Raw genomic sequence first — 25,464 nt, 5'->3', positions numbered from 1 at the left:
ACTAACTAGCCTCCATCAAATCCGGTGTGATTCACGGTGCATGGCACTGCGCACGGTGGTATCACTCATAGGGCGCTCACAGGTCAGGGTAGAGGGGAGCAACGTAGCGGCCATGCCCGCTAAGCGTTCTCACGTTCTCCAGTGCGGTAATGGCTTGGCTGGTAAGCGGTACCAAGTGCGGGTCCCCATTGGCTTTTTTTCCTTGCGGCGCTTCATGATGGTGGGCAGCAGGGTGGGTAGGGCGGCTCCTGTGTCTATCCATGTGTGACTTGAACCGCTTTCAGCTCTGCGCGTATCTGCTTGCCATTCAATAGGTCTTGCTTTGCCATGGGTAACTAGATGGGTAACTTTTTTGGAGAGTTACCCATCTAAATCGTGGAAGTAAGCAGAAGTCCTTGGACGTTCTTGGACGTTGAAACCTTGTTTTCCCAATGAAAAAGGCCGTCTGCTGGAGGTCAGCGGACGGCCTTGGAAGTAAAAGTGGTGGAGCTGGCGGGAATTGAACCCGCGTCCGCAAGCCTTTGCCGGGCAGTTCTACATGTTTAGTGGTCTGATTTGATCTTGCCTTCTACAACGCGCAGCCACACGCTTTGAGGAAGGCCAGCATCCTTAGATCTCATTGGTTGCCAAGGTGCCCGGCAACCAACCAGTTGATGTAAATTAACTTGCAGCTAAAAGTCTTGCGACTTTGTTGCCCAGCCCATCAACGTGCTGTTGCAAGTCTCGCCGGTATTAAGCAGCGAGTGCGAAACGATCGTCGTTTGCAGTTAGTTTTTTGAATTGAGATTTACGAGCGTAACTCAAGCTCGACATGCACCACTCCAGATCCGTACCCACGTCGAAACCAGGACAGCCCCAGAGAACAGCAATTCTAGTCTATTCCGAGTAACTGTGTAAGTTGTAGTGGAGATTCTATGTAGGCATCTGCTGGCCAGTTTTGCGTATTTTCGCTTGGGGAAATGTAACCGTAGAGTGCTGTGACGGTTTTCATGCCTGCGGCGCGCCCTGCGACCATGTCGCGCACATCATCTCCCACGTAGATGCACTCAGACGCTGTGATGTGTAAGCGTGTTGCGGCTTCTAGTAATGGTTCAGGTTTGGGTTTGGAGTAGGGGGTTGTATCTCCACCAATTAAGGCGCTGCAGTTGCGGAAGGCAGCCGTTTTCTCAACGATAGGAATAGCGAATCGCTCAACTTTGTTGGTGACAATCCCCCAGCGTAGTTGGGCGAGTTCGATTTTTTGCAGTAGCAGTGCAACCCCGTCAAAGGGGATGGTGGCCTCACCAATACAGGCTTCGTAGGTATCGAAGAATTCCTCGCGTAACGCGGAAAATTCGCTGTCCTCATGCCCCACGCCTAAACCAATAGGGAGCAATCCGCGAGCGCCGCTGCCAACGTAAGGGCGGTAGGCCTCAAGTGGCAAAGGAGGAAGGCCGCGTATGCTTCGCATACGATTAACGGCATGTGCCAGCTCTGTGGCTGAATCAATCAATGTGCCATCGAGATCAAAGAGGACGGCTTTGGTGTTTTGAAAGAGGGCGGTCACGAATTGGACTTCAAATTTTTGTCAAAATGGCTTGCGCACGGCGAGCATGTAATTCACATCGGTGTTGCTGCTTAGCCAATATCTGCCGGTCAGCGGATTGTGTTCCATGCCGCTGCTGCTTTGCAATTCAAGCCCACTGCGGCGAATCCAGAGAGAGAGCTCGGCTGGAGTGATGAATTTCGCGTGGTCGTGCGTTCCACGTGGAAGTATGCGCAATACATATTCGGCGCCAACGATGGCAAAAAGCCATGACTTTGGGGTACGGTTAATGGTGGAGAAAAAGAGCCAGCCGCCAGGTTTGGCCATTGCGGCGCATGCTTGCACAATTGATTCGGGGTTGGGTACGTGCTCCAGCATTTCCATGCAGGTCACTACATCAAAGCTTGCTGGGCGTTGTGCGGCCAATGCTTCTGCGCTGATGGTTTGGTAGTCGATATTTGGCGTGGATGCCTCAATGGCATGGAGTTTGGCCACACTGAGCGATTTTTCAGCAAGATCGATACCTAAAACTTCGGCTGCACCACGGCGTGCCATCGAATCAGCCAAAATGCCGCCGCCACAGCCTACGTCCACAATCATTTTCTGGTCTAAACCGCCTGAGAGGCGACTGATCCAATCAAGTCGCAATGGATTGATTGCGTGCAGTGGTTGGAATTCTCCGTTTGGGTCCCACCATTTATGGGCCAGATCGGAAAATTTTTTAAGTTCCGCCGCATCGGCGTTGAGGGGCAGTTCGGGTGTGCTCATACTGCCAATTATGCCTTGGAAGCATTGTGTGCTTGTAGGCTGATATGTGCCTGGCTATTTATAGGCAATAAAAAAAGCCCCTGTAAGGGGCTTTTAATCAAGGCATGCAGTAAAGCTTACTGAGCTTGTTTGACTTGTGCGGAACCAGTCACTTCGATTTCTACGCGACGGTTTTGTGCACGGCCTTCGCGAGTTTTGTTGGAAGCTACAGGCTGCAATTCGCCTTTACCTTCAGCGTAAACGCGGTTGGCTTCAACACCTTTGCTTACCAAGTAAGCTTTTACTGCGTTAGCACGACGCTCAGACAGTTTTTGGTTGTAAGCCTCTGGGCCTGTGGAGTCAGTGTGGCCCACGGCAACGATGACTTCCAATTCGAACTTGTCAGAAGCAACTGCGTTTGCCAATTCGTCCAACTTGGCGCGGCCTTCTGGTTTCAGGGTGGCTTTGTCAAAGTCGAAGAATGCATCAGCAGAAACAGTGATTTTTTCTGTTTTCACAACTGGTTCTGGTGCTGGAGCTGGTGCTGGAGCTGGTGCTGGTTCAGCTTTTTGAGCAACCAAGGCGCCATCGCAACCTTCAGCTGCTGTAGCAGGTGTCCAGAAAGCATCACGCCAGCACAATTCGTTAGTGCCGTTTTTCCAAACCAGCTCGCCAGAGCCGTTTTGCCAGTTGTCGACAACATTGCCACCATCGGCAGCTTTAATTTGAGCGCTAGCGGCTGTTGCAATTGCAGCAGAGGCAAACAAAACCGCCACTTTGTTGAGTTTCTTCATGGTTCTCCTCTTGGGGAAAGGGCCGCAGCCGCGCTGCGATAAAAAGGGACGTCGCTGATGGCGTGCATCAAAAACGTTGAAGCCGATTGTGCCATAGCCATGGGGTCAGGCGCCACTGTCACAGCGTCACAAATCCAAACATTGCCACATTCCTTCTCTGGATGTTGCGATATAGCTACAGCGCGTCCCACGGCATACAATATCTGCTTTTGTTTGCTGGGGCCTTGTGACAGGCTTTCGATCCTATGACCGAATTCGCTAAAGAAACCCTACCGATTAGCCTTGAGGAGGAGATGCGCCGCAGCTATCTCGATTACGCCATGAGCGTGATTGTGGGGCGGGCGCTGCCGGATGCGCGTGATGGGCTCAAGCCTGTGCATCGCAGAGCCTTGTTCGCCATGCGTGAATTGGGCAATGACTGGAACAAGGCCTATAAGAAGTCTGCCCGTATTGTGGGTGATGTGATTGGTAAGTACCACCCGCACGGTGATACAGCTGTGTACGACACGATTGTGCGTATGGCGCAGCCTTTTTCATTGCGGCACATGTTGGTTGACGGGCAAGGTAACTTCGGCTCAGTCGATGGCGATAACGCTGCGGCTATGCGATACACCGAAGTACGTCTGACCAAGATCGCGCATGAACTGCTTACCGATATCGACAAGGAAACGGTTGATTTCGGCCCTAACTACGACGGCAGTGAGCAGGAGCCTTTGGTTTTGCCTGCGCGTTTCCCGAACCTGTTGGTTAACGGCTCGGGTGGTATTGCGGTGGGGATGGCGACAAATATTCCACCGCATAACCTGTCAGAGACCATCAACGCTTGTTTGCATCTGCTGAACAATCCAGAGGCAAGCGTGGATGACTTGATGGAATTCATTCCTGCGCCTGATTTCCCCACTGGCGGGATTATTTATGGCATGAATGGCGTAAAAGACGGTTACCGCACAGGGCGTGGCCGGGTGGTGATGCGTGCCAAGGTGCACTTTGAAGATATTGATCGTGGCCAGCGCCAGGCGATCATCGTTGACGAACTGCCCTACCAAGTCAACAAGAAGACCTTGCAAGAGCGCATGGCTGAGCTGGTGCACGAGAAAAAGATTGAAGGCATCAGTCATATTCAGGATGAGTCGGACAAGTCCGGCATGCGCTTGGTGATTGAACTCAAGCGCGGAGAAGTTGGCGAGGTCGTGCTTAATAACCTCTACAAACAGACCCAGCTGCAAGACACTTTTGGCGTCAATATGGTGGCCTTGATTGATGGCCAGCCACGATTGTGCAACTTGAAAGATTTGCTGCAGGTGTTCTTGCAACACCGCCGCGAAGTGGTGACACGCCGCACAATTTTTGAGCTGCGCAAAGCGCGTGACCGTGGCCATGTGCTGGAAGGCCTGGCTGTAGCGTTGGCCAATATTGATGATTTCATTCGAATCATTCGCGAGTCGCCCACGCCGCCAGTGGCCAAGGCAGAGCTGATGACCCGCGGCTGGGACAGCCAAGTGGTCAAGCAAATGCTCACGCGTGCCCGTGAGGATGGTGGTGTGGTCAATGCCGATGACTACCGGCCTGAAACGTTGGGCAAGCAATATGGGTTGGGCAAAGACGGGCTTTATCGCCTCTCGGATACCCAGGCATCAGAAATTCTGGCGATGCGTCTCTCGCGCTTGACCGGATTGGAGCAAGACAAGATCGTGGCCGAATACAAGGAGGTCATGGCGCAAATTGAAGACTTGCTGGATATTCTGGGCAAGCCTGCGCGTGTCTCGACCATCATCAGTGAAGAGCTGGTCTCGATCAAAACCGAGTACGGTGAAACCAAACTGGGGGCACGCCGAAGCGAGCTCGAATATAGCGCGCAAGATTTGTCGACCGAGGACTTGATTACCCCAACGGATATGGTCGTCACGCTCAGCCACACTGGCTATATCAAGAGCCAGCCATTGTCCGAGTACCGCTCACAAAAACGTGGCGGCCGTGGCAAGCAAGCGGCTGCGACTAAAGAGGACGACTGGATCGATCAGCTCTTCATTGCCAATACGCATGATTACATTCTGTGCTTCTCTGACCGTGGTCGCCTGTACTGGCTTAAGGTCTGGGAAGTGCCAGAAGGCTCGCGTGGCTCGCGGGGGCGCCCTATCGTCAATATGTTCCCGCTGGAAAATGGCGAGAAGATCACCGTCGTTTTGCCATTGACTGGCGAAGCCCGCACCTTCCCGGCCGACCAGTATGTGTTCATGGCAACCGCCAAAGGCACGGTTAAAAAGACCGCGCTGGACGAATTCAATAATCCGCGCAAAAAAGGCATTATTGCCGTCAACTTGGACGAGGGCGACTTCCTGATTGGCGCGGCGCTGACCGATGGCAAACACGATGTGATGCTGTTCTCTGACAACGGTAAAGCTGTACGTTTTGACGAGAACGATGTGCGTCCTTTGGGCCGCAATGCGCGCGGTGTGCGCGGCATGAACTTGGAAGAGACCCAAAGTGTGATCGCCATGCTCGTGGCTGAGGCTGAGGGCGATCCGTCGGCGCAAAGCGTGTTGACTGCTACCGAAAACGGCTATGGCAAACGCACGGCGATTGCCGAGTACACGCGCCACGGCCGCGGCACCAAAGGCATGATTGCGATTCAGCAGTCGGAGCGCAATGGCAAGGTGGTTGCTGCTACCTTGGTGGGCCCGGAAGACGAGATCATGCTGATCACGGATACCGGTGTGTTGGTGCGCACTCGTGTGGCTGAAATCCGTGAGCTCGGCCGTGCCACACAAGGCGTGACGTTGATTGCGCTGGATGAGGGCGCCAAGCTCATAGGCCTACAACGCATTGTGGAGAACGATGCGAATGAGGGGGGTGAAGATGGCGGTGTCGCAGAGGATGTAGCTGCGACTGAGAATGGTGCTGCGCCAGCGCAGGACGATTCACCCAAGCCAAGCGATGATGGGGCTCAGGTGCAATGAGTTTGTTAGCGCAAGCTCGGCAGCATGTCTGCCGAGTCGGTGGTGCCGAGTTGGTTGTTTATGAGCTTGGGCAGTCACAGGCACAGCCGTTGTTGCTTTTGCACGGCGGAATGGGGAGCTCCCATGATTGGGACTCTGTTGTAGATGCACTGGCGCAGTCTTTTCGTTTGTTGCTTCTTGATTTTCGTGGCCACGGTAGATCGTCCATGGGGGCGCTGCCGCTGAGTTATGCGCAGCACGCGGCCGATGTGGTTGCTGTCCTTGACCATTTGAAGCTCGCTAGCGTGAATATTCTGGGGTTTAGCGATGGCGGTATTACCGGGTATCGCTTGGCTTTGCAGTGCCCTGTGCGTGTGCAGGCGCTGGCCACAGTCGGGGCGCAATGGCGTTTGTTGGATGGTGATCCGTCGATTCCTTTTTTGCAGGGGTTAACGCGTCAGCGTTGGGAGCAGTTGTTCCCGCATGCGCTGTCTAGCTATGAGCAAGAGAATCCACAGCCAGATTTTGATGCGCTGCTTGGCGCAGTGAAGGCGCTTTGGCTCGATAGAACAGCAGATGGATACCCGAGTGAGGCGGTCAGAGGCATTCAGGCGCCACTTTTGCTGATTCGGGGAGATAACGATCCGCTTTTGAGTCTGGCTGAGGTGAGTGCATTGCAAGATGCGTTGCCGCATGCGCACTTGTGGAATCAGGCTTTTTCAGGGCATGCAGTCCATGATGATGCAGCAGAGGCATTTTTGAAGATGGTGGTTGATTTTTTCTGTGCGCCATCACGGCGGCGCACAAACTAGTGTTTTTTCGATTCCAGTTTTGTGGGTTTTTCATGACCATTCCTCGCCCTTTTAATTTTTCTGCCGGCCCAGCCGTGCTGCCCGAAGAAGTGCTGCAAACCGCCGCTGCTGACATGCTCGATTGGCATGGCAGTGGCATGAGTGTGATGGAGATGAGCCATCGTGGTGCGGAGTTCATCTCGATTTACGAAAAAGCAGAGCGTGATTTGCGTGCTTTGCTGGCGGTACCAGCTAACTACCAGATTCTGTTTATGCAAGGTGGTGGCATTGGAGAGAATGCCATCGTCCCCTTGAATATCTCCCGCGGAGGGGTCGCGGATTTTGTGTTAACAGGCAGTTGGACAGAGAAATCTTTTAAGGAGGCGGGTAAATATGCCACTGCCCATGTGGCAGCGACTGCCAAGGCCAGCGGCTTTACTGAGATCCCGGACCCGGCGAGTTGGAGCTTGTCCAAAGATGCGGTGTATCTGCATATCTGCAGCAATGAAACCATTCATGGCATTGAGTACCAGACGTTGCCGGATTTGAAGGCTTTAGGCTCGAGTGCTGATTTGGTGATCGATTGCTCGTCTCATATCGCGTCTCGTCCCATCGATTGGAGCAAAGTAGCCTTGGCTTTTGCTGGTGCGCAGAAAAACCTCGGACCTTCCGGTTTGACCATTGTTATCGTGCGAGAGGATTTGATTGGCCACACACTGGATATTTGCCCAAGCGCATTCAATTACGAGTTGGTCGCGAAGAACCAGTCTATGTACAACACCCCACCCACTTGGGGTATCTATGTGGCGGGCTTGGTGTTTGACTGGGTCTTGCGCCAGCAAGAAGGCGGACTGACTGGTCTTGCCGCTGTTGAGGCGCGCAATATTCGCAAGGCGAAAAAACTCTACGATTATTTGGATAGCAGCAGCTTCTACAGCAATAAGGTTGCGGCCACAGCACGCTCACGCATGAATGTGCCATTTTTCTTGGCTGATGAGAGCCGCAATGCAGACTTTCTGTCTGGTGCCAAGGCACGAGGCCTGCTGCAGCTCAAGGGTCACAAGTCTGTTGGCGGTATGCGTGCCAGTATCTATAACGCCATGCCTGAGGCAGGTGTGGATGCGTTGATTGCTTATCTGCGTGAGTTTGAGAAGACGGCTGCTTGATCGGCGATAACTGCTGCTGGCTGGTTGATGGGTACTGGTGTTGGTGCTGGCTAGCTGGCAGCGGTTGGTTTCGATGTTTTCTTCTGGATTGAATACTTTCTTCGAATGTGCGCCCCATGACAAATAAACCCAATGAACCTGTTGCCACCCCTGAATTGTTGGCATTGCGCGATCGCATTGATGCCCTGGATCGGCACCTGTTGGATACCTTGAATCAGCGTGCCCGTGTGGCGCAAGAAGTAGGGGAACTGAAGAAAAAAGAGGGTACTACTTTTTTCCGTCCAGATAGAGTTGCACAAGTCATTGAGAAAATGCAGCGAGCCAATCAAGGGCCTCTGAAAAATGGGCATGTTGCGGCAGTCTGGCGTGAAATCATGTCTGCATGTCTGGCGCTTGAATCGCCTCAACGTGTGGCGGTTCTTGGGCCTGCTGGTACTTTTTGCGAACAGGCTGCGGTTGAGTATTTTGGTGGCGCTGCAGACATTGTGTATTGCAACAGTTTTGATGAGGTGTTTCACGCCACCATGTCAGGCAACGCGCAGTTTGGGGTGGTTGGGCTGGAGAATTCAAATGAAGGCGTAGTCACGCGCTCGCTCGATTTGCTGCTGCAGTCGCCTGTGCACATGGTCGGTGAGGTGATTTTGCAGGTGCGGCACAATTTACTGCGCCTGAACAACAGTATCGATGGCATTGAGGCCGTGTTGGCTCACCCCCAAGCTTTGGCGCAATGCCATGCATGGCTGGCCAAGCATTTACCCCATGCTGAGCGCCGCCCAGTGGCCAGTAACGCTGAAGGGGCGCGCTTGGCTGCGACCAATCCGGCATGGGCAGGACTTGCCAGTGAGCGTGCGGCTACGCAGTTCGGTTTGCATATTGTGGCTCCGGCCATTCAAGACGATGCGTACAACCGCACCCGTTTTGGCATCATCACACTGCCAGAGACCATGGCGATGCCTGAGCCAACTGGGCGTGATGCCACCAGTTTGGTGATTGCAGTACCCAACCGCCCAGGTGCTGTGCATGAGTTGCTCACACCGCTGAAAAAGCACAATGTGTCGATGACACGCTTTGAATCGCGTCCAGCACGTACCGGGCAGTGGGAGTATTACTTTTACATTGACTTGGACGGGCACCCAACACAGGCGCATGTGGCCGCCGCGTTGGCTGAGCTGCGTAGCTTGAGTGCCTTCTTCAAGCTCTTGGGTGCGTACCCACTCAAAGCCTGAGTTTGTAAACCTTCCTTGTTGTGTGATGAAGGCGTGTTGTGTGCGACGCGCGAAGTGATCGAGAAATGACGAAAACATACAATCAAATGGGCCTCATTGGTTGTGGCCTGATGGGTGGTTCACTGGCTTTGGCATTAAAGCGTGCGAAGCTGGTCAAATCGGTCGTTGGCTACAGCAAGTCGCCTTCCACTACGGCGCGGGCGAAGGCGTTGGGGGTCATTGATCAAGAGGCCAAGTCAGCCATGCAGGCGTGTGCCGGGTCCGATTTGATTGTGATTGCCGTTCCTGTGTCGGCTACGAGCGAGACTTTTAAAAGTATCCGCCAGTTTGTGCAATCGAACGTACTGACTATGGATGTGGGCTCCACCAAGCAAGACGTGGTGCAGAACGCCGAGAAATATTTGGGCTGGAACGGCCAGTATTTCGTTCCAGCGCATCCCATTACAGGCAAAGAAGTTTCGGGCGTTGAGCATTCTGAGGCCGCGCTTTACCAAGATGCCAATGTAGTGCTTACACCTACGCCTGCCACCGATCTCGACAAGGTGCAGGAGGCGCAGGCGTTATGGACAGCCGTGGGAGGGCGCGTACACGTGATGCCTCCTTGTGAGCATGATGCGCTTTTGGCTGGAATCAGCCATGCGCCGCATTTGGTGGCGTTTTCATTCATGAATAGTTTGCTTTCACAGGAAAGTTACGCCTCGTTCATGAAGTTGGCTGGCCCGGGGTTTAGAGATTTTTCGCGTATCGCGGGTGGTGATCCTGTACTTTGGCGCGATGTGTTATTGGCCAATCGGACCGAAGTTATGGGGCAGTTGCGCCAGTTGGTGCTGTCCATGCAAGCGTTTCAAAAAGCGCTGCATGCACAAGACGGTGATGCCCTGGAGGCATTGATTGTCAAAGCCAGCAAGGCGCGTAACGCCTGGCGCCCATAAACCTGTGCCGCACAGGCAATCGAGATATTGGCGTGGCGTATGCCATTGCGGTGCGTTCCGCGCCGCAACGCATGCTTCTTGTATTGCGTCACTCTCCTCTTGATCATTTTGAAAGACTGCATGTATTCCATCCCGTTTCTTGACCTTCCTGCTCTTGAGAGTGCCAGCGGTAGCGTATTGTTGCCAGGCTCCAAAAGCATTTCAAACCGTGTGCTGTTGTTGGCTGCGTTGTGCGAAGGTCAAACCACGGTGCTGCATGACGTGTTGTCTTCAGACGATACCGACGCCATGCTGACTGCATTGCGTAGCTTGGGCTGTGCAATTGAACATAAGCAAAACACCGTAACCATCAAAGGGCTGGATCGCCATGGTTTGCCTGAGCAAGCATTGCTGCATTTAGGCAATGCGGGAACAGCGATTCGCCCATTGACTGCCGCATTGGCTTTGTTGGCGGCCCCAGGACAGCGTTTTGAGCTCACAGGGGTTGCGCGTATGCAAGAGCGCCCCATCGGCGATTTGGTGGATGCATTGCGACAGCTTGGCTGTGATATTTCTTATCAAAAAACGCAAGGCTATCCGCCGTTGGTACTGCAGGCTGCTAACCGCGCGGAGCTAGAGCGCAATACATGCATTCGCATACGTGGCGATGTTTCCAGTCAATTCTTGACTGCCATGCTGATGGCATTGCCTTTGATTGCGCAGCAGCGCGATTATGTGATTGAGGTGGTGGGGGAGTTGATCTCCAAGCCTTACATCGCCATCACCCTGAACTTGCTGCAGCGCTTTGGCATCAACGTATGTAACGAGAATTGGCAGCGGTTCACCGTGACGGCAGGTTCACGTTACCAGTCTCCCGGTGTTTTGTATGTGGAAGCGGATGCCTCTTCAGCCAGTTATTTTGTTGCGCTGGGCGCGATTGCCTGTGATCCTGCGGTTGGCCACGCCATTACCATTCAAGGTGTTGGCGAAGATTCAATTCAAGGTGATATCCGTTTTATCGAGGCGGCCCGTCAAATGGGGGCTCATGTAGAAACTGGGCCGAATTGGCTTAAGGTGCAGCGTGGTAGTTGGCCGTTAAAAGCCATTGAACTGGATGCGAACCACATACCTGATGCGGCCATGACTTTGGCGGTGATGGCTTTGTATGCAGAAGGTACGACACGGATTACCAACATTGGCAGTTGGCGTGTCAAGGAAACAGACCGCATTGATGCCATGGTGGCCGAGTTGGGCAAGCTGGGCGCAACAGTAGAGAGTGGCGCAGACTGGTTGACGGTGACGCCGCCTGCGCAGGCACAGTGGCGCAGTGCTTCGATTGGCACGTATGACGACCACCGCATGGCCATGTGTTTTGCTCTGGCAGCATTCAATCCGGCTGCGGTCATGGTGCGCATAGAAGACCCGCGCTGCGTGGGGAAAACCTTTCCTGATTATTTTGAGGCGCTGTTTTCTGTGACCCGCCCGAAAGCGGGTGCTGTGCCTGTGATTTGTATTGATGGGCCCAGTGCATCAGGCAAAGGCACGTTGGCAGCTATGGTGGCAGAGCGTTTGGGGTACCACGCGCTCGATTCCGGCGCGCTGTATCGCATCGCAGGAGTGGCTGCGCGTCGCCAGGGGTTGGACATTGCGGCCGAGCACGCAGATGCCTTGGCAGATGTTGCGCGCTCGCTACAGTTGGTGTTTGATGGGGAGAAGGTGTTGCTAGAAGGCGACGATGTGACTGCCGCCATCCGTTCAGACCAAGGAAGTCGTGATGCGTCGCTGATCTCTGCCATCCCCGCTGTGCGCGATGCGCTGCTGCAGTGGCAGCGCGGCTGTGCTCATGTGCCGGGTTTGGTTGCAGACGGGCGTGACATGGGCACGGTGGTGTTTCCGCAAGCGCCACTCAAGGTGTTCTTGACCGCAAGCGCGGAGAAGCGGGCCGAGCGTCGCTATAAGCAATTGATTTCGCAAGGCTTTGACGTTACACTTACCACCCTTCGCGAAGAGCTAGAAGCGCGTGACTTGAGGGATACGACGCGTACAGTGGCGCCCCTCAAACCCGCTGCAGACGCTAAGGTGTTGGATAACTCTGACATGAGCGTGGATGCTGCGGTTGAGCAAGTGCTCCAGTGGTGGGCACAAGTGCGCAGCGTGGCTTGATACAAGCCTCGCAACACGGGCCTTTCACCTCCATGGCGTGCAACATATAGGTGAGACTGCTGAGTGCAGTTGCCTATTGATGTTCGAGGGTGCCTTTTGAGTTGCTTTCTTTGGCACACGCGAAGTTCGCCCAGCAAGCTTGATGACAAGCGTGCTGGTTTTTTCACTACCCAACTGGTGGTGGCTTGGGCCCACAAGGGCAAGAGCGCACCACACACTGCCAACTGTCGAGATAAAAACGTTCAGCAATAGGGCTGACGGAAGCCGATAGTCTGGTCAAGGAAACACATGTCTGAATCTTTTGCCGCCTTATTTGAAGAATCTCTGCAGCGTACGGAAATGCGCCCAGGTGAGGTCATTACCGCTGAAGTCGTGCGTATCGAGCACAACTTTGTGGTGGTGAACGCTGGTTTGAAGTCTGAGTCCTTCATTCCACTGGAAGAGTTCAAGAACGATCAAGGCGAAGTTGAAGTCCAAGTCGGTGACTTCGTTTCGGTGGCCATCGGCTCTATCGAAAACGGTTACGGCGACACCATCTTGTCGCGTGACACCGCCAAGCGTCTGGCCTCATGGCTGTCGCTGGAAAAAGCTTTGGAATCTGGCGAGTTCGTCACTGGTGTGACTTCTGGTCGCGTCAAAGGCGGTTTGACTGTGCTGGTCAATGGCATCCGCGCCTTCTTGCCAGGTTCTTTGGTCGACACACGTCCTGTGAAAGACCTGACTCCATACGAGAACAAGACTTTGGAATTCAAAGTCATCAAACTCGATCGCAAGCGCAACAACGTCGTGCTGTCGCACCGTGCTGTGGTGGAAGCTTCCATGGGCGAAGAACGCGCCAAGTTGCTCGAAACGCTGCACGAAGGCGCGATCGTGACTGGTGTTGTGAAAAACATCACCGAGTACGGTGCATTCGTGGACTTGGGCGGTATCGACGGTCTGTTGCACATCACCGATATGGCATGGCGCCGTGTGCGTCACCCATCCGAGGTGGTGCAAGCTGGTCAAGAGATCACAGCCAAAGTGCTCAAGTTTGACGCTGAGAAGAGCCGCGTTTCTCTGGGCCTGAAGCAAATGGGTGAAGATCCATGGGTGGGTGTGGCACGTCGCTACCCAGCCAACACACGTCTGTTCGGTAAAGTCACGAACATCGCTGACTACGGTGCATTCGTTGAGCTGGAGCCAGGTATCGAAGGTTTGGTGCACGTCTCCGAAATGGACTGGACCAACAAGAACGTTGCTCCATCCAAAATCGTTGCTTTGGGTGACGAAGTCGAAGTCATGGTGCTGGACATCGACGAAGACAAACGCCGTATCTCCTTGGGCATGAAACAAACCAAGGTTAATCCTTGGCAAGATTTCGCTCAGCAAACCAACCGTGGCGACCGCGTGAAGGGCCCAATCAAGTCCATCACTGACTTCGGTGTGTTCGTGGGCTTGGCCTCCGGTATCGACGGTTTGGTGCACTTGTCTGACCTGTCTTGGAACGAGCCTGGCGAAGCCGCTGTGCGCAACTACAAGAAAGGCCAAGAAGTCGAAGCGATCGTGTTGGCTGTGGACGTTGAGCGTGAGCGCATCTCCTTGGGTATCAAACAGCTCGACGCTGATCCATTCACAACATTCGTGTCGATCAACGACAAAGGCCAATCCGTGACAGGCAAGGTCAAGACTGTTGATGCCAAAGGCGCTGAGATCGAACTGGGTGAAGACATCATCGGTTACCTGCGCGCTTCTGACATCTCTGCCGACCGCGTGGAAGATGCCCGTAACGTGCTCAAGGAAGGCGATGAAGTCACTGCTGTGATTACCAATATCGACCGTAAGAGCCGCAACATCCAGTTGTCTATCAAGGCTAAGGATGCTGCTGACCAACAAGAAGCGCTGGACAACCTGTCTCAGCAATCCGTTGGAAATGCCGGTACGACTAGCTTGGGCGCATTGCTCAAAGCCAAGCTGGACAACGCAGAAGAGAAGTAAATCGGCATCGCTGGTATGCAGAGTTTGGGCTCTGCCAGCGTTGAAGATTCTCTGATGCACAACCCCTGCACCTTGGTGTCAGGGGTTGTTGCTTTCACAGCAAGCATTGGTTAATGCTCCATCATCGGAGTCCATCAAAGCAATGCTGACATTGTTTACTGCAATGCCATGCCATCTTTATTGATGGGACATGTGCACTCACTCCATCTCCAACCATGACACGATCTGATCTTGTTGAAGAGCTTGCGGCGCATTTCACCCAATTGAGTCAGACGGATGCTGAATATGCCGTCAAAGTCCTGTTGGAGTCGATGGGCGATGCCTTGGAGCAGGGCCATCGGATTGAAATCCGTGGTTTTGGCAGTTTTACCGTCAATCGCCGCGCGCCTCGTATTGGGCGCAATCCGCGCAATGGCGATACAGTTGAAGTCCCTGAAAAACGGGTGCTGCATTTCAAACCAGGTAAAGCCTTGCGTGAAGCAGTGGATCAAGGGTCAAAGGGCCGTTCGGAGTAAGAACACCCCTAGGGTATGATGGCAGCGCTTGGTGGTATTACCAGCCGTTGCCTTACAGTGTTTATGAAATATTTGATTTGGCTGCTACGTGCAGCCTTTTTCTTTCTGCTGTTTGCCTTTTCGCTCAATAACCAGCATCCCGTCACGGTGCATTGGTTTTTTGGCATGCAGTGGCATGGGCCCATGGTGTTGGCCATGTTGGTCGCATTTGCGCTGGGGTTGGCCATCGGCTTGGCCACAGTCATTCCGCGCTGGCGCCAGCTACGCAACCGTGAAGCGCAAATGGCCTCAGCGTTTCAGGCCAGTGCCTATACGCCAACGCAACAGGAGTAATACATGGATTTTGAATGGGCATGGTTGCTCTTGGGGTTGCCCATTGCTTTTATTTTGGGATGGTTGGCATCGCGTTTAGATTGGCGTCAAATGCGCATTCTTCAGCGTAGTGCGCCTCGGGCTTATTTCCAAGGCCTGACGTATTTGCTCAATGAGCAGCAAGACCAAGCCATTGATGTTTTTGTGCAGGCCGTGCAATCAGACCCTGATACGGTGGAGCTGCACTTTGCTTTAGGCAGTTTGTTTCGTCGGCGTGGCGAATACGACCGTGCCGTGCGCGTGCATGAGCACTTACTCGCGCGCGCTGATTTGAGCGCGGTGGACCGAGCAAGAGCGCAGTGGGAATTGGCACAGGATTTTCTTAAGGCAGGTTTGCTCGATCGGGCAGAAAACGCATTGCGACCGCTTGAGGGGACCACTTTGGAGAGCCAGGCGCAGACGGCGCTGCTGTATATCTACGAGCGCACCCATGATTGGGAGCAGGCTTTGCGTTTGACTGCACGCATGACGAATGAGCATGAGCGTGCGCAGCTTGCAGGCAAACAAATGCACTATTTGTGTGAGCAGGCCAACGAAGCCATGCGCCAACAAGCATTCGATCGTGCTGCTGCGCTTTTGGCACAGGCCAAGGCCGTTGATGCGGCTGGTGTACGGCCAGGTATTGAGCAGGTCAAGCTGTTGCTGGCCCAAGGCCAGCATCGCCAAGCGGTAGAGTGGGCGCTGCAAGTGTCTGAGAAAATGCCGCAAACCTTGCCACTTCTTGCAGGCATGTGGGACGGAACGATTTTTGATGCCCTGCAAGACGATCAATTGCTTTTGCAGCAGGTGCATACGGCATTGCGTGTGCATTATGAAACTGAAGCCAGTCTGGATGTACTGCTGGCGTTGGTGGCCATTGAACGTCACATGGGGCTGCCGCGTGCGGGTGCATGGTATGTTGAACATATTCGCAGGCACCCATCTTTGGTGGCTGCTGCTAACTGGATGGAGTTGCAGCAGCAAGATCCAGTGATCGAGCGGGCTTTGGATAAGGCCATGCAGCCATTGTTGAACTACCGCTGCTTGCACTGCGGCTTTGAGGCGCGCAATTATTTCTGGCAATGTCCCGGCTGCCAGAGTTGGGAAAGCTTCCCGACCAAACGCGTTGAAGAGCTGCATACATAGGACCTGCATTCAACGGCTCCGTGGTTCGTGTGCTTGGTATATGCATTCACCCTGCTTCCATCACACGGTTAACATGCGTTGAATCAGGTCGGGTGTGGAGTGCGCGTGGAATTTACGCATCAACCGGGCGCGGTACAACTCAACCGTGCGGTGGCTAATTCCTAATTCTTTGCCAATTACTTTGGATGTTTTGCCCTCCAGTAGGCGAGAGGCAACCTCGCGTTCACGGCCAGTTAGGTGGTGCTGTGTGACGGGGCGTTGCGCGCTGATGTCCTCGAAACTCCAGATTCCAGCTGCATGTGGATCACTGCGATCCAAGGCTTTGCCACTGACATGGCACCAAAATACTTGGCCATTGGCCCGTTTCATGATGCGGCTGTCGGCATAGTGGCCTTTGGCATTGAGGATGGGGGCAATGCGGGCACCTAAACGTTCAAACTCTTCGGCGCTGGGGTAAAGCTCTTGAAAAGAGCGTCCCATGAGTGTTTCTTTGCTGGTCATGAAAATATCGCACAGCTGTTGGTTGCAATCGATAATCGTGCGTCGCTTTGAAATGACCAAACCAACCGGGGCCATCTCGAATGCCATGCGGTACTCATCGGGTTGTGGCATAGGGGTTTTCTTTAGGAAAAACTACGTACATATTTACGTAGTATCGTAGCGTGTTGGCAGTTGCAATGGCCGCATATGAAGCCAAGTTGCCTGACGTGTACTTTTCCTGTTCCAGATCACAAGGAGATCAACTTGAACAAACTCTATCCTTCGGCTGAACAAGCCTTGAAGGGGCTGGTGGCTGATGGCCAGACCCTTGCCGTTGGTGGCTTTGGCCTCTGTGGTATTCCAGAAGCGCTGATTGATGCGTTGCGCGATAGTGGTGTGAAGAACTTGACGGTGATTTCGAACAATGCAGGAGTTGATGGTTTTGGTTTAGGCAAGTTGCTGGAGACACGCCAAATCAAAAAAATGATCTCTTCCTACGTGGGCGAGAACAAAGAGTTTGAGCGCCAGTATTTGGCTGGTGAATTGGAGCTCGAATTCACGCCGCAAGGCACTTTGGCTGAAAAGTTGCGTGCAGGTGGCGCAGGCATTCCAGCTTTCTTTACCAAAACAGGCGTAGGCACTATGGTGGCCGAAGGTAAAGAGCTGCGTGAATTTGATGGTCAAACCTATGTGATGGAGCATGCATTGGTGCCCGATGTATCGTTGGTCAAAGCGCATCGTGCAGACAAAAGCGGTAACCTGCAATTTCGATTGACGGCGCGCAACTTCAACCCTGCAGTAGCCACTGCGGGCAAGGTGTGCATTGTGGAGGTGGAGGAAGTTGTTGAGATTGGTGACATAGCGCCCGATGACATTCATCTGCCAGGCATTTATGTGAACCGCATCGTGCATAACCCCAATCCTGAAAAGCGCATCGAAAAGCGCACCATTACTGAAAAGCAAGGAGCCTGATCATGCCTTGGACACAAGACCAAATGGCCGCACGTGCGGCGCAAGAACTCGAAGACGGTTTTTATGTGAATCTCGGCATTGGCATTCCTACACTGGTGGCCAACCATACTGGTGATAAAGAGGTGTGGTTGCAATCAGAAAATGGCATGCTGGGCATTGGCCCGTTCCCAACCGATGATCAGGTCGATGCCGACTTGATCAATGCAGGCAAGCAAACTGTGACGACTTTGCCCGGCTCTTCCATTTTTGGCAGTGATCAGTCATTCGCGATGATTCGTGGCGGCAAAATCAACCTGTCGATTTTGGGCGCTATGCAAGTGTCGGAAAAAGGCGATCTGGCCAACTGGATGATTCCCGGCAAGATGGTCAAAGGCATGGGGGGCGCGATGGACCTTGTTGCAGGCGTGAAGCGCGTGATCGTGTTGATGGAGCATGTAGCCAAGAAAAAAGATGGCACAACGGATTTAAAAATCTTGCCATCGTGTACCTTGCCTTTGACTGGCGTTGGCGTGGTGGATCGCATCATCACTGATTTAGGTGTGATGGATGTGACGCCGCAAGGTTTGAAGCTCGTCGAGTTGGCCGACGGCGTGAGCTTTGAAGAAATCCAGACCAAAACAGGCGTTCCATTGCTTCAGTGAGCTTGGCTTGCATGTGCTTATAAACCGCTCTTTTGAGTGGTTTATTTATTCCAGCATAGAGTTGGCTTGGGCAGTGGCATTACGCTGCGTCCAGCCACCACCCACCGCTTTATACAAATTCACGGTTGCAATCAATCGATCGGCTTGCAGTTGCAAAACGGTTTGCTGAGCGCTGAATAGGTTGCGTTGCGCATCCAGTGCTTCAAGGTGGGAAGCGTAGCCTTCGCGGTAGCGGTTATTGGCCACGTGTGAGGCTTTTTGCAGTGCTTCTTGCTGAGCTTTGGCTTCGCTCAGCTGCGCTTGTGTTGACTGTACTGCACTGAGCTGGTCTTCGACTTCGCTAAAGGCCGTCAGTACGGCTTTTTCGTAGTTGGCGAGGGCTTGCTGGCGTTGTGCGTCGGAAGCATTCACCATGGATTGCAGTCGGCCACCATTGAAGAGCGGCGCCAGCACGCTGCCGCCCAAGTTCCAAAGGCTATACGGGTCGCCAGGCAATAAGCTGGAGCTGATCGCTCCAATCGATGCGGTCAGCTGCACCGAAGGCAACAGCCGGGCTTTGGCAGCCGCCAAACTGGCATCGCTGCCAATGAGTTGCTCTTGCGCGGCAACGAGATCTGGCCGGTGCGCGAGCAGATCTGAAGGCAGGCCTAAGGCCGGAATATGGGGCGCTTGCAATTGCTCAATAGTCAGCCCGCGAGCCACAGGCCCCGGGGCTTGGCCTGCCAGTAGATTGAGTGCATGCTCTTGTCGCGCAATGACTTGCTGCAGTTGCGGAAGGGCTTGCGCGGTGGCATGGTATTCGGCTTCGCTTTGCTGCGTGTCAAGTGTGGAGCTGTAACCGGCTTGTTCGCGTGAACGTGCCAATGTGAGCGCTTGCTTACGCACCTGCAAAGTGTCTTGCGCCAATGCCAGGCGTGCATCCAGTGCGCGCAACCCCAGATACGTGCTGACAGTGGTGGCGGTGATGCTCAGTTGTACGCTGTCTTGTGCTGCGGTGCTGGCGAGCCATTGTGCTTGTGCTGCATCGCGTTGGTTTTGAATGCGCCCCCACAGGTCCAGCTCATAGGCGGCCTGAAACTGCGGTTGTACGGCGCTACCCACAACGGGAACTCCGCGCGCAGCACTGATGCTGCGACTGTGTTGCGCGCTGCTTGAAAAATCCAGCGTCGGCCAGCGTGCGGCGTCTTGCACATCGGCCATGGCACGTGCTTCTTGTACGCGCGCGGCGGCTACGCGCAAATCCCGATTCTGGCTTAGTACTTGGTCGACCAGATGATTCAAAGTCGGGTCGTTGAAGCTCTTCCACCAGGCCGTGTGAACGGGGTCGGTGGCAGCCTCTGGGTCGTGCCTAGTCCATTGAGTTGGCACATCAACGCTCAGGCTGGTAGTGTTTGATGTGAAGTTGGCGCAGCCTTGCAGCAGCATGGCGCAGGCGATGCTACTGATTAGAAAACCGTGATGGGAGAGTCTTTGGGCCATGATCAGCCTTCCTGTGCCGGATGTGAGGTCTCGATGTGACCATGCTGATTCGTATCAACGTGGACCACCACGGACATGCCTGGGCGCAACCGTTGTGCTGTTTCTTGGTTGGGATCCACTGCAATGCGAACGGACAGCCGCTGCGGAATTTTGATGAAGTTGCCCGTGGCGTTGTCTGGTTTGATGACGCTGAATTCCGAGCCGGTTGCCGGCGAGAGTTGCTCGACCTGACCGGTCAATGCCGTGTTGTCTAGCGCATCAACTTCAAAGCGTACTGGTTGACCCGGTTGCATGTGGCTGGTTTGGGTTTCTTTGAAATTAGCCACTACCCACACTTGCGAAGGCACAACCGCCAGCAATTGCGTTCCAGGAGCGACATATTGCCCCAGCTTGACGCCGACTTCGCCTAAGTGACCATCACGCGGGGCGCGGATTTCGGTATTGTCCAAATCAATTTGCGCCAGTTCAACGGCAGCCTCGGCGGATTGCACAGCTGCTTTTAGTGCATCTTGGTTGACATGGGCAGACTGTAAGTCTTCGTTGGCCACCACTTTGCCTGCGCGGGCTTGTTCCCGTGCAGCTTGGGCGCGTTTGAGCGTGGCTTCCGCCTGTCTCAGCGCAGCCTCTGTCTGATCGCGCTCGCGTTGCGAAAGTGAGCCGTCTGCGGCTAAGGGTTCTGCACGTCGCATGTCCGCGCGTGCTCGGGCCAGTTGGGCTTGGGCGTTACCCACTTCAGCTTCTGCTGCGGCAATTTGAGCTTGTGCACTACCGGTGACGGCTTCTTTGGCGCGTTGCGTTTGCGCGGCATTGGCCAAATTGGCTTGCTGCACGGCCAGCTGCCCACGTGCTTGCTCGAGCTTTTGCTGGTAATTGCGGCAGTCAAGGCGCACCAGCACTTGGCCTGCTTTGACTGCGTCATAGTCTTGCACCAGTACTTCGGCAACGTAGCCATCAACCTTGGGTGCTACTACGGTGACTTGGCCGCGAACGTAGGCATTTTCTGTCGATTCGATCCCGGTATGAAAAGGCGGTAGGCGCCAAGCGTACAGCACCATTGCGGCGGAAATGAATGCGGCAATGAGGAACAGCCAGTGGCCGCGTGCGCGGATGAATTGGGTGATGCGGGACATAATATTTGCTCTTGATCAAACAGCGGAAGCAGAAAGGGATGGCGTGGCGCTAGGGCGTTGGCTACGTCGGAAGTCATGCCATTTGGCCGCTAAAAACAGGAAAAAACCGATGGCGGCCAGTATGGCCACAGCGTGCGATAAATCGTTGTAAGCCAGCACCATGGATTGCTGCGTAACTTGTTGCGTTAGGGTCGCAATGGCTTGATGGGAGGCCGCAGCATGGTCTGAAGTGAGTGATGATGAAGCACCTTGCAATTGCCCTAGACGCTGCACCACCAAAGGCTCTGACAGGCGCAAACCTTCGGCCAGGTGAGCGTAATGCACGCGCGCTCGGTCTTGCACGAACGTGGTCAGCATGGACTGGCCAAACAATGTGGCCAAGGACGTGGTGCCAGTCAGTACCGCAATAAAGCTGATCAGATGTTTCATGCCGCCAGCAATGACATGCATCAAACCTTGAATCAAGGCCAATGCCATGAACATGGAGCCTGCCATGGCCAATAAAAATTGTGAGGTGTATAAATCATTCGGGCGAGTGAGCACGGTGACATGGCCATCAAGCCAGGCAGCTATAAACACGACAACCAACGCAATTTCGCCGAACACGATGTAGTGTTTCTTTGGCACGGTCAGCAAGGTCAGCGCAAATCCGGCCAAGGTGCCAATGGCTATTACGGTGAATAAGCCGTGCAATTGGTCGTTGTAAAACCCCAGAGTGTTCATTAAGCCTACAGAGCCGACCGTTTGTTGTGCCTGCAAGGTGCGAAATAAAAACATGGCCCCAATAAACCGCAACATGAAGGGGCTAAAGAGCCAGTGCAAGTCAATCAGCGGGTACTTGCGGTGCCACTCATGAAACACATAGCAGCCAAAGCACAAAATAGCTACGGTCAGGCAAATCCCAATCCATGGGGTTTCTGTCCACCAGTGCGAGCTGCCCTGAGCGAAGACAACGATGAACAGTGCCATACCGCAGGCATATAGGGTAAAGCCCAGGGTGTCGCCGCGGGTGAATGCTTTCATCGTGGGCATGGGTTGCAGACGAACTACATTGATGGCCGCAAAGCACAGTAAAGACAGCGCTGCAATGACAGAAGTCACCCCGTGCCACTGGTCGTTCATCAGCAAGTCTTCGGAAATGATGCGCGATAGTGGCGCCCCTAATTGAAGGCAAGCGAATGCCAAAATGGCGCTGTACAGTGCTTTGCTCGCTGGCAGCGCCTGCAGCATATAGAGCATGGTGAGACTGCTCATGGGAGCTGCGACCAGCCCAAGCGCTGCACGAATGGCAATGGCAGAGCCCAAGTGGTTAGTGAACAGGTGGGTAACGCCCAAAATGAAGTAGATGCCGATGGCAATGTCGGCAAACCAGCGCAAACCAAACTGGTAGCGGATTTTGGTAAGCAGCAGCGTAGCGGGAATATTGGTGGCAAAGTAGGCCGCAATCAGCCAGCTGGCCTCGGCGGGGGTGGCGCCTAAGGAGCCTTGAATGCCAGGCAAATTGCTGTTCACCAAGTTCATGCCCAGCCCTTGAGTCAGTCCCAGCAGGATGGAGGTGAACACATAGCGCCATGCAATCGTCAAGTGTGTGTTTGCGGGTGAGGGCGCAGCAGTGGTTGGCGCAGCGGCTTGGGCGGCGTTGGTGGTGACTGTCGTCATGGTTATTGCCCGTGTGTGGGGCGCAGCAGTGGCATGACCAAGGTATCTACATAACGCGTGATCAGTGCATCAGTGATCATTAAGCCTTTGGTGCTGTAGCGGTGAAGAATCATTGCGGGCAGCAAGTCCTGAATCAAATCCACGTCAGCATTTGACGCGATTTCACCGCGGTGTTGCGCACGGGCGAAGACCGCGTGGATACGTTGACGGCGTTTGAGTAACCGCTCAGGGGCGACTTTTTCCATGTAAGACAGGCTGCTGCGCAAGTCGCGCATGATCTCTTGGTGAACTGCCTGCAAAACAGGGTCGTCTACGCTGTAGAGCTGTGAAAACAGCCCAATCAGATCATCGCGCAAGTTGCCGGTGTCGATCTCTTGGTGATTGCGCGCATCGTTTGCAGCCGTTAATGCGTCAATCAGCAGCTCGTCTTTGGAATTCCAGCGGCGGTAAAGCGATGCTTTACCCGCACCAACACGCTGGGCGACCGCATCCATGGTCACACCTGCAGCGCCTGACTCGGCAAAAATCTCAATCACCGCTTGCCGGATCGCGCCATCAAGGTGAGCGTCTCGGGTTCTGCCCAAGGGAGAGGGTTTGGTAGGAGAGGATGACATTTCAATACCGTTTAGTTTCGATACTCATTGGTTTCGAAATAGAATGGTATCACTAGTGGATATTTTTTGCAGATACTGCGTGCAATGTGCTGCAAGTAGGAAACTGCAGATGCTCTGCAAGGAGGGGGGCAAATGCTTTGGCGGTTTGAATAGAGCAAGAAGGTAGGGTCAATTAAATATCCGATGGAGTTGTAATCACCGCATTGGTCGCTTTTATCTTGGTTCGCGAACATTACCCCACGTTCCGAGATTGGCTGTTTTCATGAGGGGCGATGCCTCTGCGGTGATAGACAATTCTTCTGCAGCAGCAATCAAAGCTGGACCTAATGCTTGCATCCTCTCCATTGATAAACGAGAGGAGGGGCCAGCCACCACAATCACGCCTGTTGTTGGACCTCCTTGCCGCGCCACTGGCGCAGCCATCGAGCTCATGCCTAATGCATAGGTGTCTTGGATCAAACTAAAGCCACGCGCGCGATGTTCATCTAACATTTTAAGAAGCGCTTTAATGCTGGTTGGAGCATTCGGACCATAGTTTTTGACGTCACCCAACCCTTGGTGCGTCACCAACGCAATCGCATCATCCTCCGGCAAGCTCATTAGCCAAGCATGTCCAGCGGCGCTGCAGGAGAGGCGCAGATCAATCCCCATATCCGGGTCATACTTCAGGCCACTTTTGGCTCCTTGTGCCTTCGCCATCAAGGTCAAGCGATCACCATCCACAACGGCCAATCGCACCAGTTCTTCTGTTAAGTCAGCCAAACGGCGAATCACCGGCTCAGCAATATCGGTTACGCCTGTTCGACTTAAAAAGCTCAATCCAATAGAGGCTAGTTTCGTCGTCAGTGCGTAGTCGCCATGCACAGGAAGTTGCCGCACGTAACCGAACTTCATTAACTCTTGCAGCGTTCTATGGCAACCGCTGCGTAGCTGCTCGAGATCGTTGGCAATTTGCACCAAGGGTGCTCCATCAGGGTGATTGGTCAAATACTCAAGAACTGCCAGTGATTTTTCTAGGGCGCTGCTCATTGTTTTCTCCGAATGTGTTGCGTTCGAGCGTATCAGGTTTTTCTTCAGGTTTTGTTATTTTCATGAATGACATTATTTTTTTGAACATCATTCAATTTTTTTATGCAATACTTCAGTTCATATTTAAAACATCGTTAATAAACAGGAGACATCGTAATGAGAAAGTCATTTGCAAAAAACATGCTGCGCACCCTTAGCTTGGTGGTGGGGGGCGTCATTCTGACCACCGCATCATTAGGAGTGAATGCGCAAGACGTCAAACAGCGCAACTTGCGTTTTGCCTACAGCGTGGCACCGGACCATCCTTTTGCCGTAGGCGCCAAAAAATTCGGTGATTTGGTTGCGCAAAAAAGCGATGGAAAGATCAAAATTCAGCTGTTCGCGAACGCTATTTTGGGAAGTGACCCACAAAACCTCTCCGCAGTTCGAGGGGGCACTCTGGACTTCACCTCGCTGGCATACGGGCTGGTCGCATCTGTCGACAAAAAGCAAAGCGTCTACGACTTGCCGTTCTTATTCAACAATGCCGAAGAGGCTTACGCGATTGCAGATGGCCCGATTGGACGTCGACTGGACGAAGGCCTTGCCGAACACGGTCTGATCAGCCTGGGGTTATGGGATCTGGGCTTTCGCCACATGACCAACAGCAAGCACCCCATCACCAAGGCCGAAGATATCCAGGGCTTGAAGCTTCGCGTGATTGCGTCACCAATTTACGTCGATCTGTTCAATACGTTAGGGGCAAACCCAGTTCCCATGACTTTTGGCGAGCTGTACGGCGCGCTTGAGTCACGCACTGTCGATGGCCAAGACAATCCTATTGGCGTCATCGCTGCATCGCGATTACAAGAGGTACAAAAATACCTGTCACTCACACGCCATTTGTACACAGGCATGCCTTTGCTGATGAGCAAAAAAACATGGGATGGCATGTCAGATACAGAGCGCGCCATCATCCGTGATGCCGCTCAAGAAGCGAAAATTTTTCAACGTGAGACCTCACAAGCAGCAGAAGCCAAGACGCTCGAAGCCCTCAAAGACGAGTTGAAAGTCAATGCTGTCTCTGACGAAGAAATTGAACGTTTGCGTGAAAAAGTCAAACCCGTTGTGGCCAAACACTCACAAGAAGTCGGCGCTGAACTCTACAACGAAGTCGTAGAAGAGCTGACACGCATTCGGAGCGGAAAGTAATCTATGGCGATATTGGGCAAAGCA

Annotated in this window: 23 protein-coding genes and 1 other RNA gene; 13 read left to right on the top strand and 11 right to left on the bottom strand. The window is 53.6% G+C overall.

The window, feature by feature from the left end:
- Positions 1-76 precede the first annotated feature (76 nt).
- The 5 genes from E9531_RS14360 to ompA all read right to left on the bottom strand — a co-directional run bounded on the left by E9531_RS14360 (position 77) and on the right by ompA (position 3,066).
- Positions 77-262, bottom strand: a complete 186-nt coding sequence (locus E9531_RS14360; RefSeq protein ID WP_136574460.1) for a hypothetical protein — start codon at positions 260-262, stop codon at positions 77-79.
- Positions 263-481: 219 nt separating this feature from the next.
- Positions 482-857, bottom strand: a transfer-messenger RNA (tmRNA) gene (gene ssrA, locus E9531_RS14355).
- Positions 858-871: 14 nt separating this feature from the next.
- Positions 872-1,546, bottom strand: coding sequence for an HAD family hydrolase (locus E9531_RS14350; protein ID WP_136574459.1), 675 nt, complete (start codon positions 1,544-1,546; stop codon positions 872-874).
- Positions 1,547-1,567: 21 nt separating this feature from the next.
- The gene (gene ubiG / locus E9531_RS14345; protein ID WP_136574458.1) at positions 1,568-2,293 is read right to left on the bottom strand and encodes a bifunctional 2-polyprenyl-6-hydroxyphenol methylase/3-demethylubiquinol 3-O-methyltransferase UbiG; all 726 of its coding nucleotides are present in this window, start codon (positions 2,291-2,293) and stop codon (positions 1,568-1,570) included.
- Between the two features lie 116 nt (positions 2,294-2,409).
- Entirely contained in the window at positions 2,410-3,066 is a 657-nt protein-coding gene (ompA, locus tag E9531_RS14340; protein WP_136574457.1) for an outer membrane protein OmpA, read from the bottom strand.
- Positions 3,067-3,311: 245 nt separating this feature from the next.
- Here ompA and gyrA point away from each other — a divergent pair, with 245 nt between their 5' ends.
- The 10 genes from gyrA (at position 3,312) to E9531_RS14290 (ending at position 16,245) form a co-directional block, all read left to right on the top strand.
- Entirely contained in the window at positions 3,312-6,023 is a 2,712-nt protein-coding gene (gene gyrA / locus E9531_RS14335) for a DNA gyrase subunit A (RefSeq protein WP_136574456.1), read from the top strand.
- Positions 6,020-6,814 carry an alpha/beta fold hydrolase gene (locus E9531_RS14330; RefSeq protein ID WP_136574455.1) on the top strand — a complete coding sequence of 265 codons (795 nt, stop codon included), beginning with the start codon at positions 6,020-6,022 and terminating at the stop codon, positions 6,812-6,814. The genes gyrA and E9531_RS14330 overlap by 4 nt, the downstream gene beginning before the upstream one ends.
- Before the next feature lie 38 nt (positions 6,815-6,852).
- Entirely contained in the window at positions 6,853-7,959 is a 1,107-nt protein-coding gene (gene serC / locus E9531_RS14325; protein ID WP_136574464.1) for a 3-phosphoserine/phosphohydroxythreonine transaminase, read from the top strand.
- Positions 7,960-8,075: 116 nt separating this feature from the next.
- Positions 8,076-9,185 (top strand): prephenate dehydratase, encoded by a 1,110-nt coding sequence (pheA, locus tag E9531_RS14320; protein ID WP_136574454.1) that lies wholly within the window; start codon positions 8,076-8,078, stop codon positions 9,183-9,185.
- Positions 9,186-9,250: 65 nt separating this feature from the next.
- Positions 9,251-10,117: a prephenate dehydrogenase gene (locus E9531_RS14315; RefSeq protein WP_136574453.1), complete on the top strand. Its 867-nt coding sequence runs from the start codon at positions 9,251-9,253 to the stop codon at positions 10,115-10,117.
- Positions 10,118-10,237: 120 nt separating this feature from the next.
- The gene (locus E9531_RS14310; protein WP_136574452.1) at positions 10,238-12,259 is read left to right on the top strand and encodes a bifunctional 3-phosphoshikimate 1-carboxyvinyltransferase/cytidylate kinase; all 2,022 of its coding nucleotides are present in this window, start codon (positions 10,238-10,240) and stop codon (positions 12,257-12,259) included.
- 288 nt (positions 12,260-12,547) lie between these two features.
- Positions 12,548-14,233, top strand: a complete 1,686-nt coding sequence (gene rpsA / locus E9531_RS14305) for a 30S ribosomal protein S1 (protein ID WP_136574451.1) — start codon at positions 12,548-12,550, stop codon at positions 14,231-14,233.
- Between the two features lie 179 nt (positions 14,234-14,412).
- Positions 14,413-14,748 (top strand): integration host factor subunit beta, encoded by a 336-nt coding sequence (locus E9531_RS14300; RefSeq protein ID WP_342210866.1) that lies wholly within the window; start codon positions 14,413-14,415, stop codon positions 14,746-14,748.
- 63 nt (positions 14,749-14,811) lie between these two features.
- Positions 14,812-15,081: a lipopolysaccharide assembly protein LapA domain-containing protein gene (locus E9531_RS14295; protein ID WP_136574449.1), complete on the top strand. Its 270-nt coding sequence runs from the start codon at positions 14,812-14,814 to the stop codon at positions 15,079-15,081.
- Positions 15,082-15,084: 3 nt separating this feature from the next.
- On the top strand, positions 15,085-16,245 hold the full coding sequence (locus tag E9531_RS14290) for a tetratricopeptide repeat protein (protein WP_136574448.1): 1,161 nt from the start codon (positions 15,085-15,087) through the stop codon (positions 16,243-16,245).
- 60 nt (positions 16,246-16,305) lie between these two features.
- Here the strand turns inward: E9531_RS14290 and E9531_RS14285 are convergent, their stop codons facing one another.
- Complete coding sequence (locus tag E9531_RS14285) at positions 16,306-16,857, bottom strand: PAS and helix-turn-helix domain-containing protein (protein WP_136574447.1); 552 nt, start codon at positions 16,855-16,857, stop codon at positions 16,306-16,308.
- Between the two features lie 132 nt (positions 16,858-16,989).
- Here E9531_RS14285 and E9531_RS14280 point away from each other — a divergent pair, with 132 nt between their 5' ends.
- Entirely contained in the window at positions 16,990-17,697 is a 708-nt protein-coding gene (locus E9531_RS14280) for a CoA transferase subunit A (RefSeq protein WP_136574446.1), read from the top strand.
- Between the two features lie 2 nt (positions 17,698-17,699).
- Positions 17,700-18,338, top strand: coding sequence for a 3-oxoacid CoA-transferase subunit B (locus E9531_RS14275; protein WP_136574445.1), 639 nt, complete (start codon positions 17,700-17,702; stop codon positions 18,336-18,338).
- A 45-nt stretch (positions 18,339-18,383) separates the two neighbouring features.
- On the opposite strand, the gene E9531_RS14270 is transcribed toward E9531_RS14275, so the two are convergent.
- The 5 genes from E9531_RS14270 to E9531_RS14250 form a co-directional block, all read right to left on the bottom strand.
- Positions 18,384-19,817 carry an efflux transporter outer membrane subunit gene (locus tag E9531_RS14270; RefSeq protein ID WP_136574444.1) on the bottom strand — a complete coding sequence of 478 codons (1,434 nt, stop codon included), beginning with the start codon at positions 19,815-19,817 and terminating at the stop codon, positions 18,384-18,386.
- A 2-nt stretch (positions 19,818-19,819) separates the two neighbouring features.
- Complete coding sequence (locus E9531_RS14265) at positions 19,820-20,947, bottom strand: HlyD family secretion protein (protein ID WP_136574443.1); 1,128 nt, start codon at positions 20,945-20,947, stop codon at positions 19,820-19,822.
- 15 nt (positions 20,948-20,962) lie between these two features.
- Positions 20,963-22,606, bottom strand: a complete 1,644-nt coding sequence (locus E9531_RS17525; RefSeq protein WP_158291801.1) for an MFS transporter — start codon at positions 22,604-22,606, stop codon at positions 20,963-20,965.
- Positions 22,607-22,608: 2 nt separating this feature from the next.
- Positions 22,609-23,220: a TetR/AcrR family transcriptional regulator gene (locus tag E9531_RS14255; protein ID WP_136574442.1), complete on the bottom strand. Its 612-nt coding sequence runs from the start codon at positions 23,218-23,220 to the stop codon at positions 22,609-22,611.
- 213 nt (positions 23,221-23,433) lie between these two features.
- Positions 23,434-24,249, bottom strand: coding sequence for an IclR family transcriptional regulator (locus tag E9531_RS14250; RefSeq protein ID WP_136574441.1), 816 nt, complete (start codon positions 24,247-24,249; stop codon positions 23,434-23,436).
- 156 nt (positions 24,250-24,405) lie between these two features.
- Between E9531_RS14250 and E9531_RS14245 the strand changes: the two genes are divergently transcribed.
- Complete coding sequence (locus tag E9531_RS14245; protein ID WP_244610128.1) at positions 24,406-25,440, top strand: TRAP transporter substrate-binding protein; 1,035 nt, start codon at positions 24,406-24,408, stop codon at positions 25,438-25,440.
- Positions 25,441-25,464: the final 24 nt, after the last annotated feature.

The sequence above is a fragment of the Lampropedia puyangensis genome (genome assembly GCF_004833285.1).
Taxonomy (GTDB): Bacteria; Pseudomonadota; Gammaproteobacteria; order Burkholderiales; family Burkholderiaceae_C; genus Lampropedia; species Lampropedia puyangensis.
The sequence above is the reverse complement of the archived record's forward strand: the minus strand, read 5'-3'. Positions and strand labels throughout refer to the sequence as shown.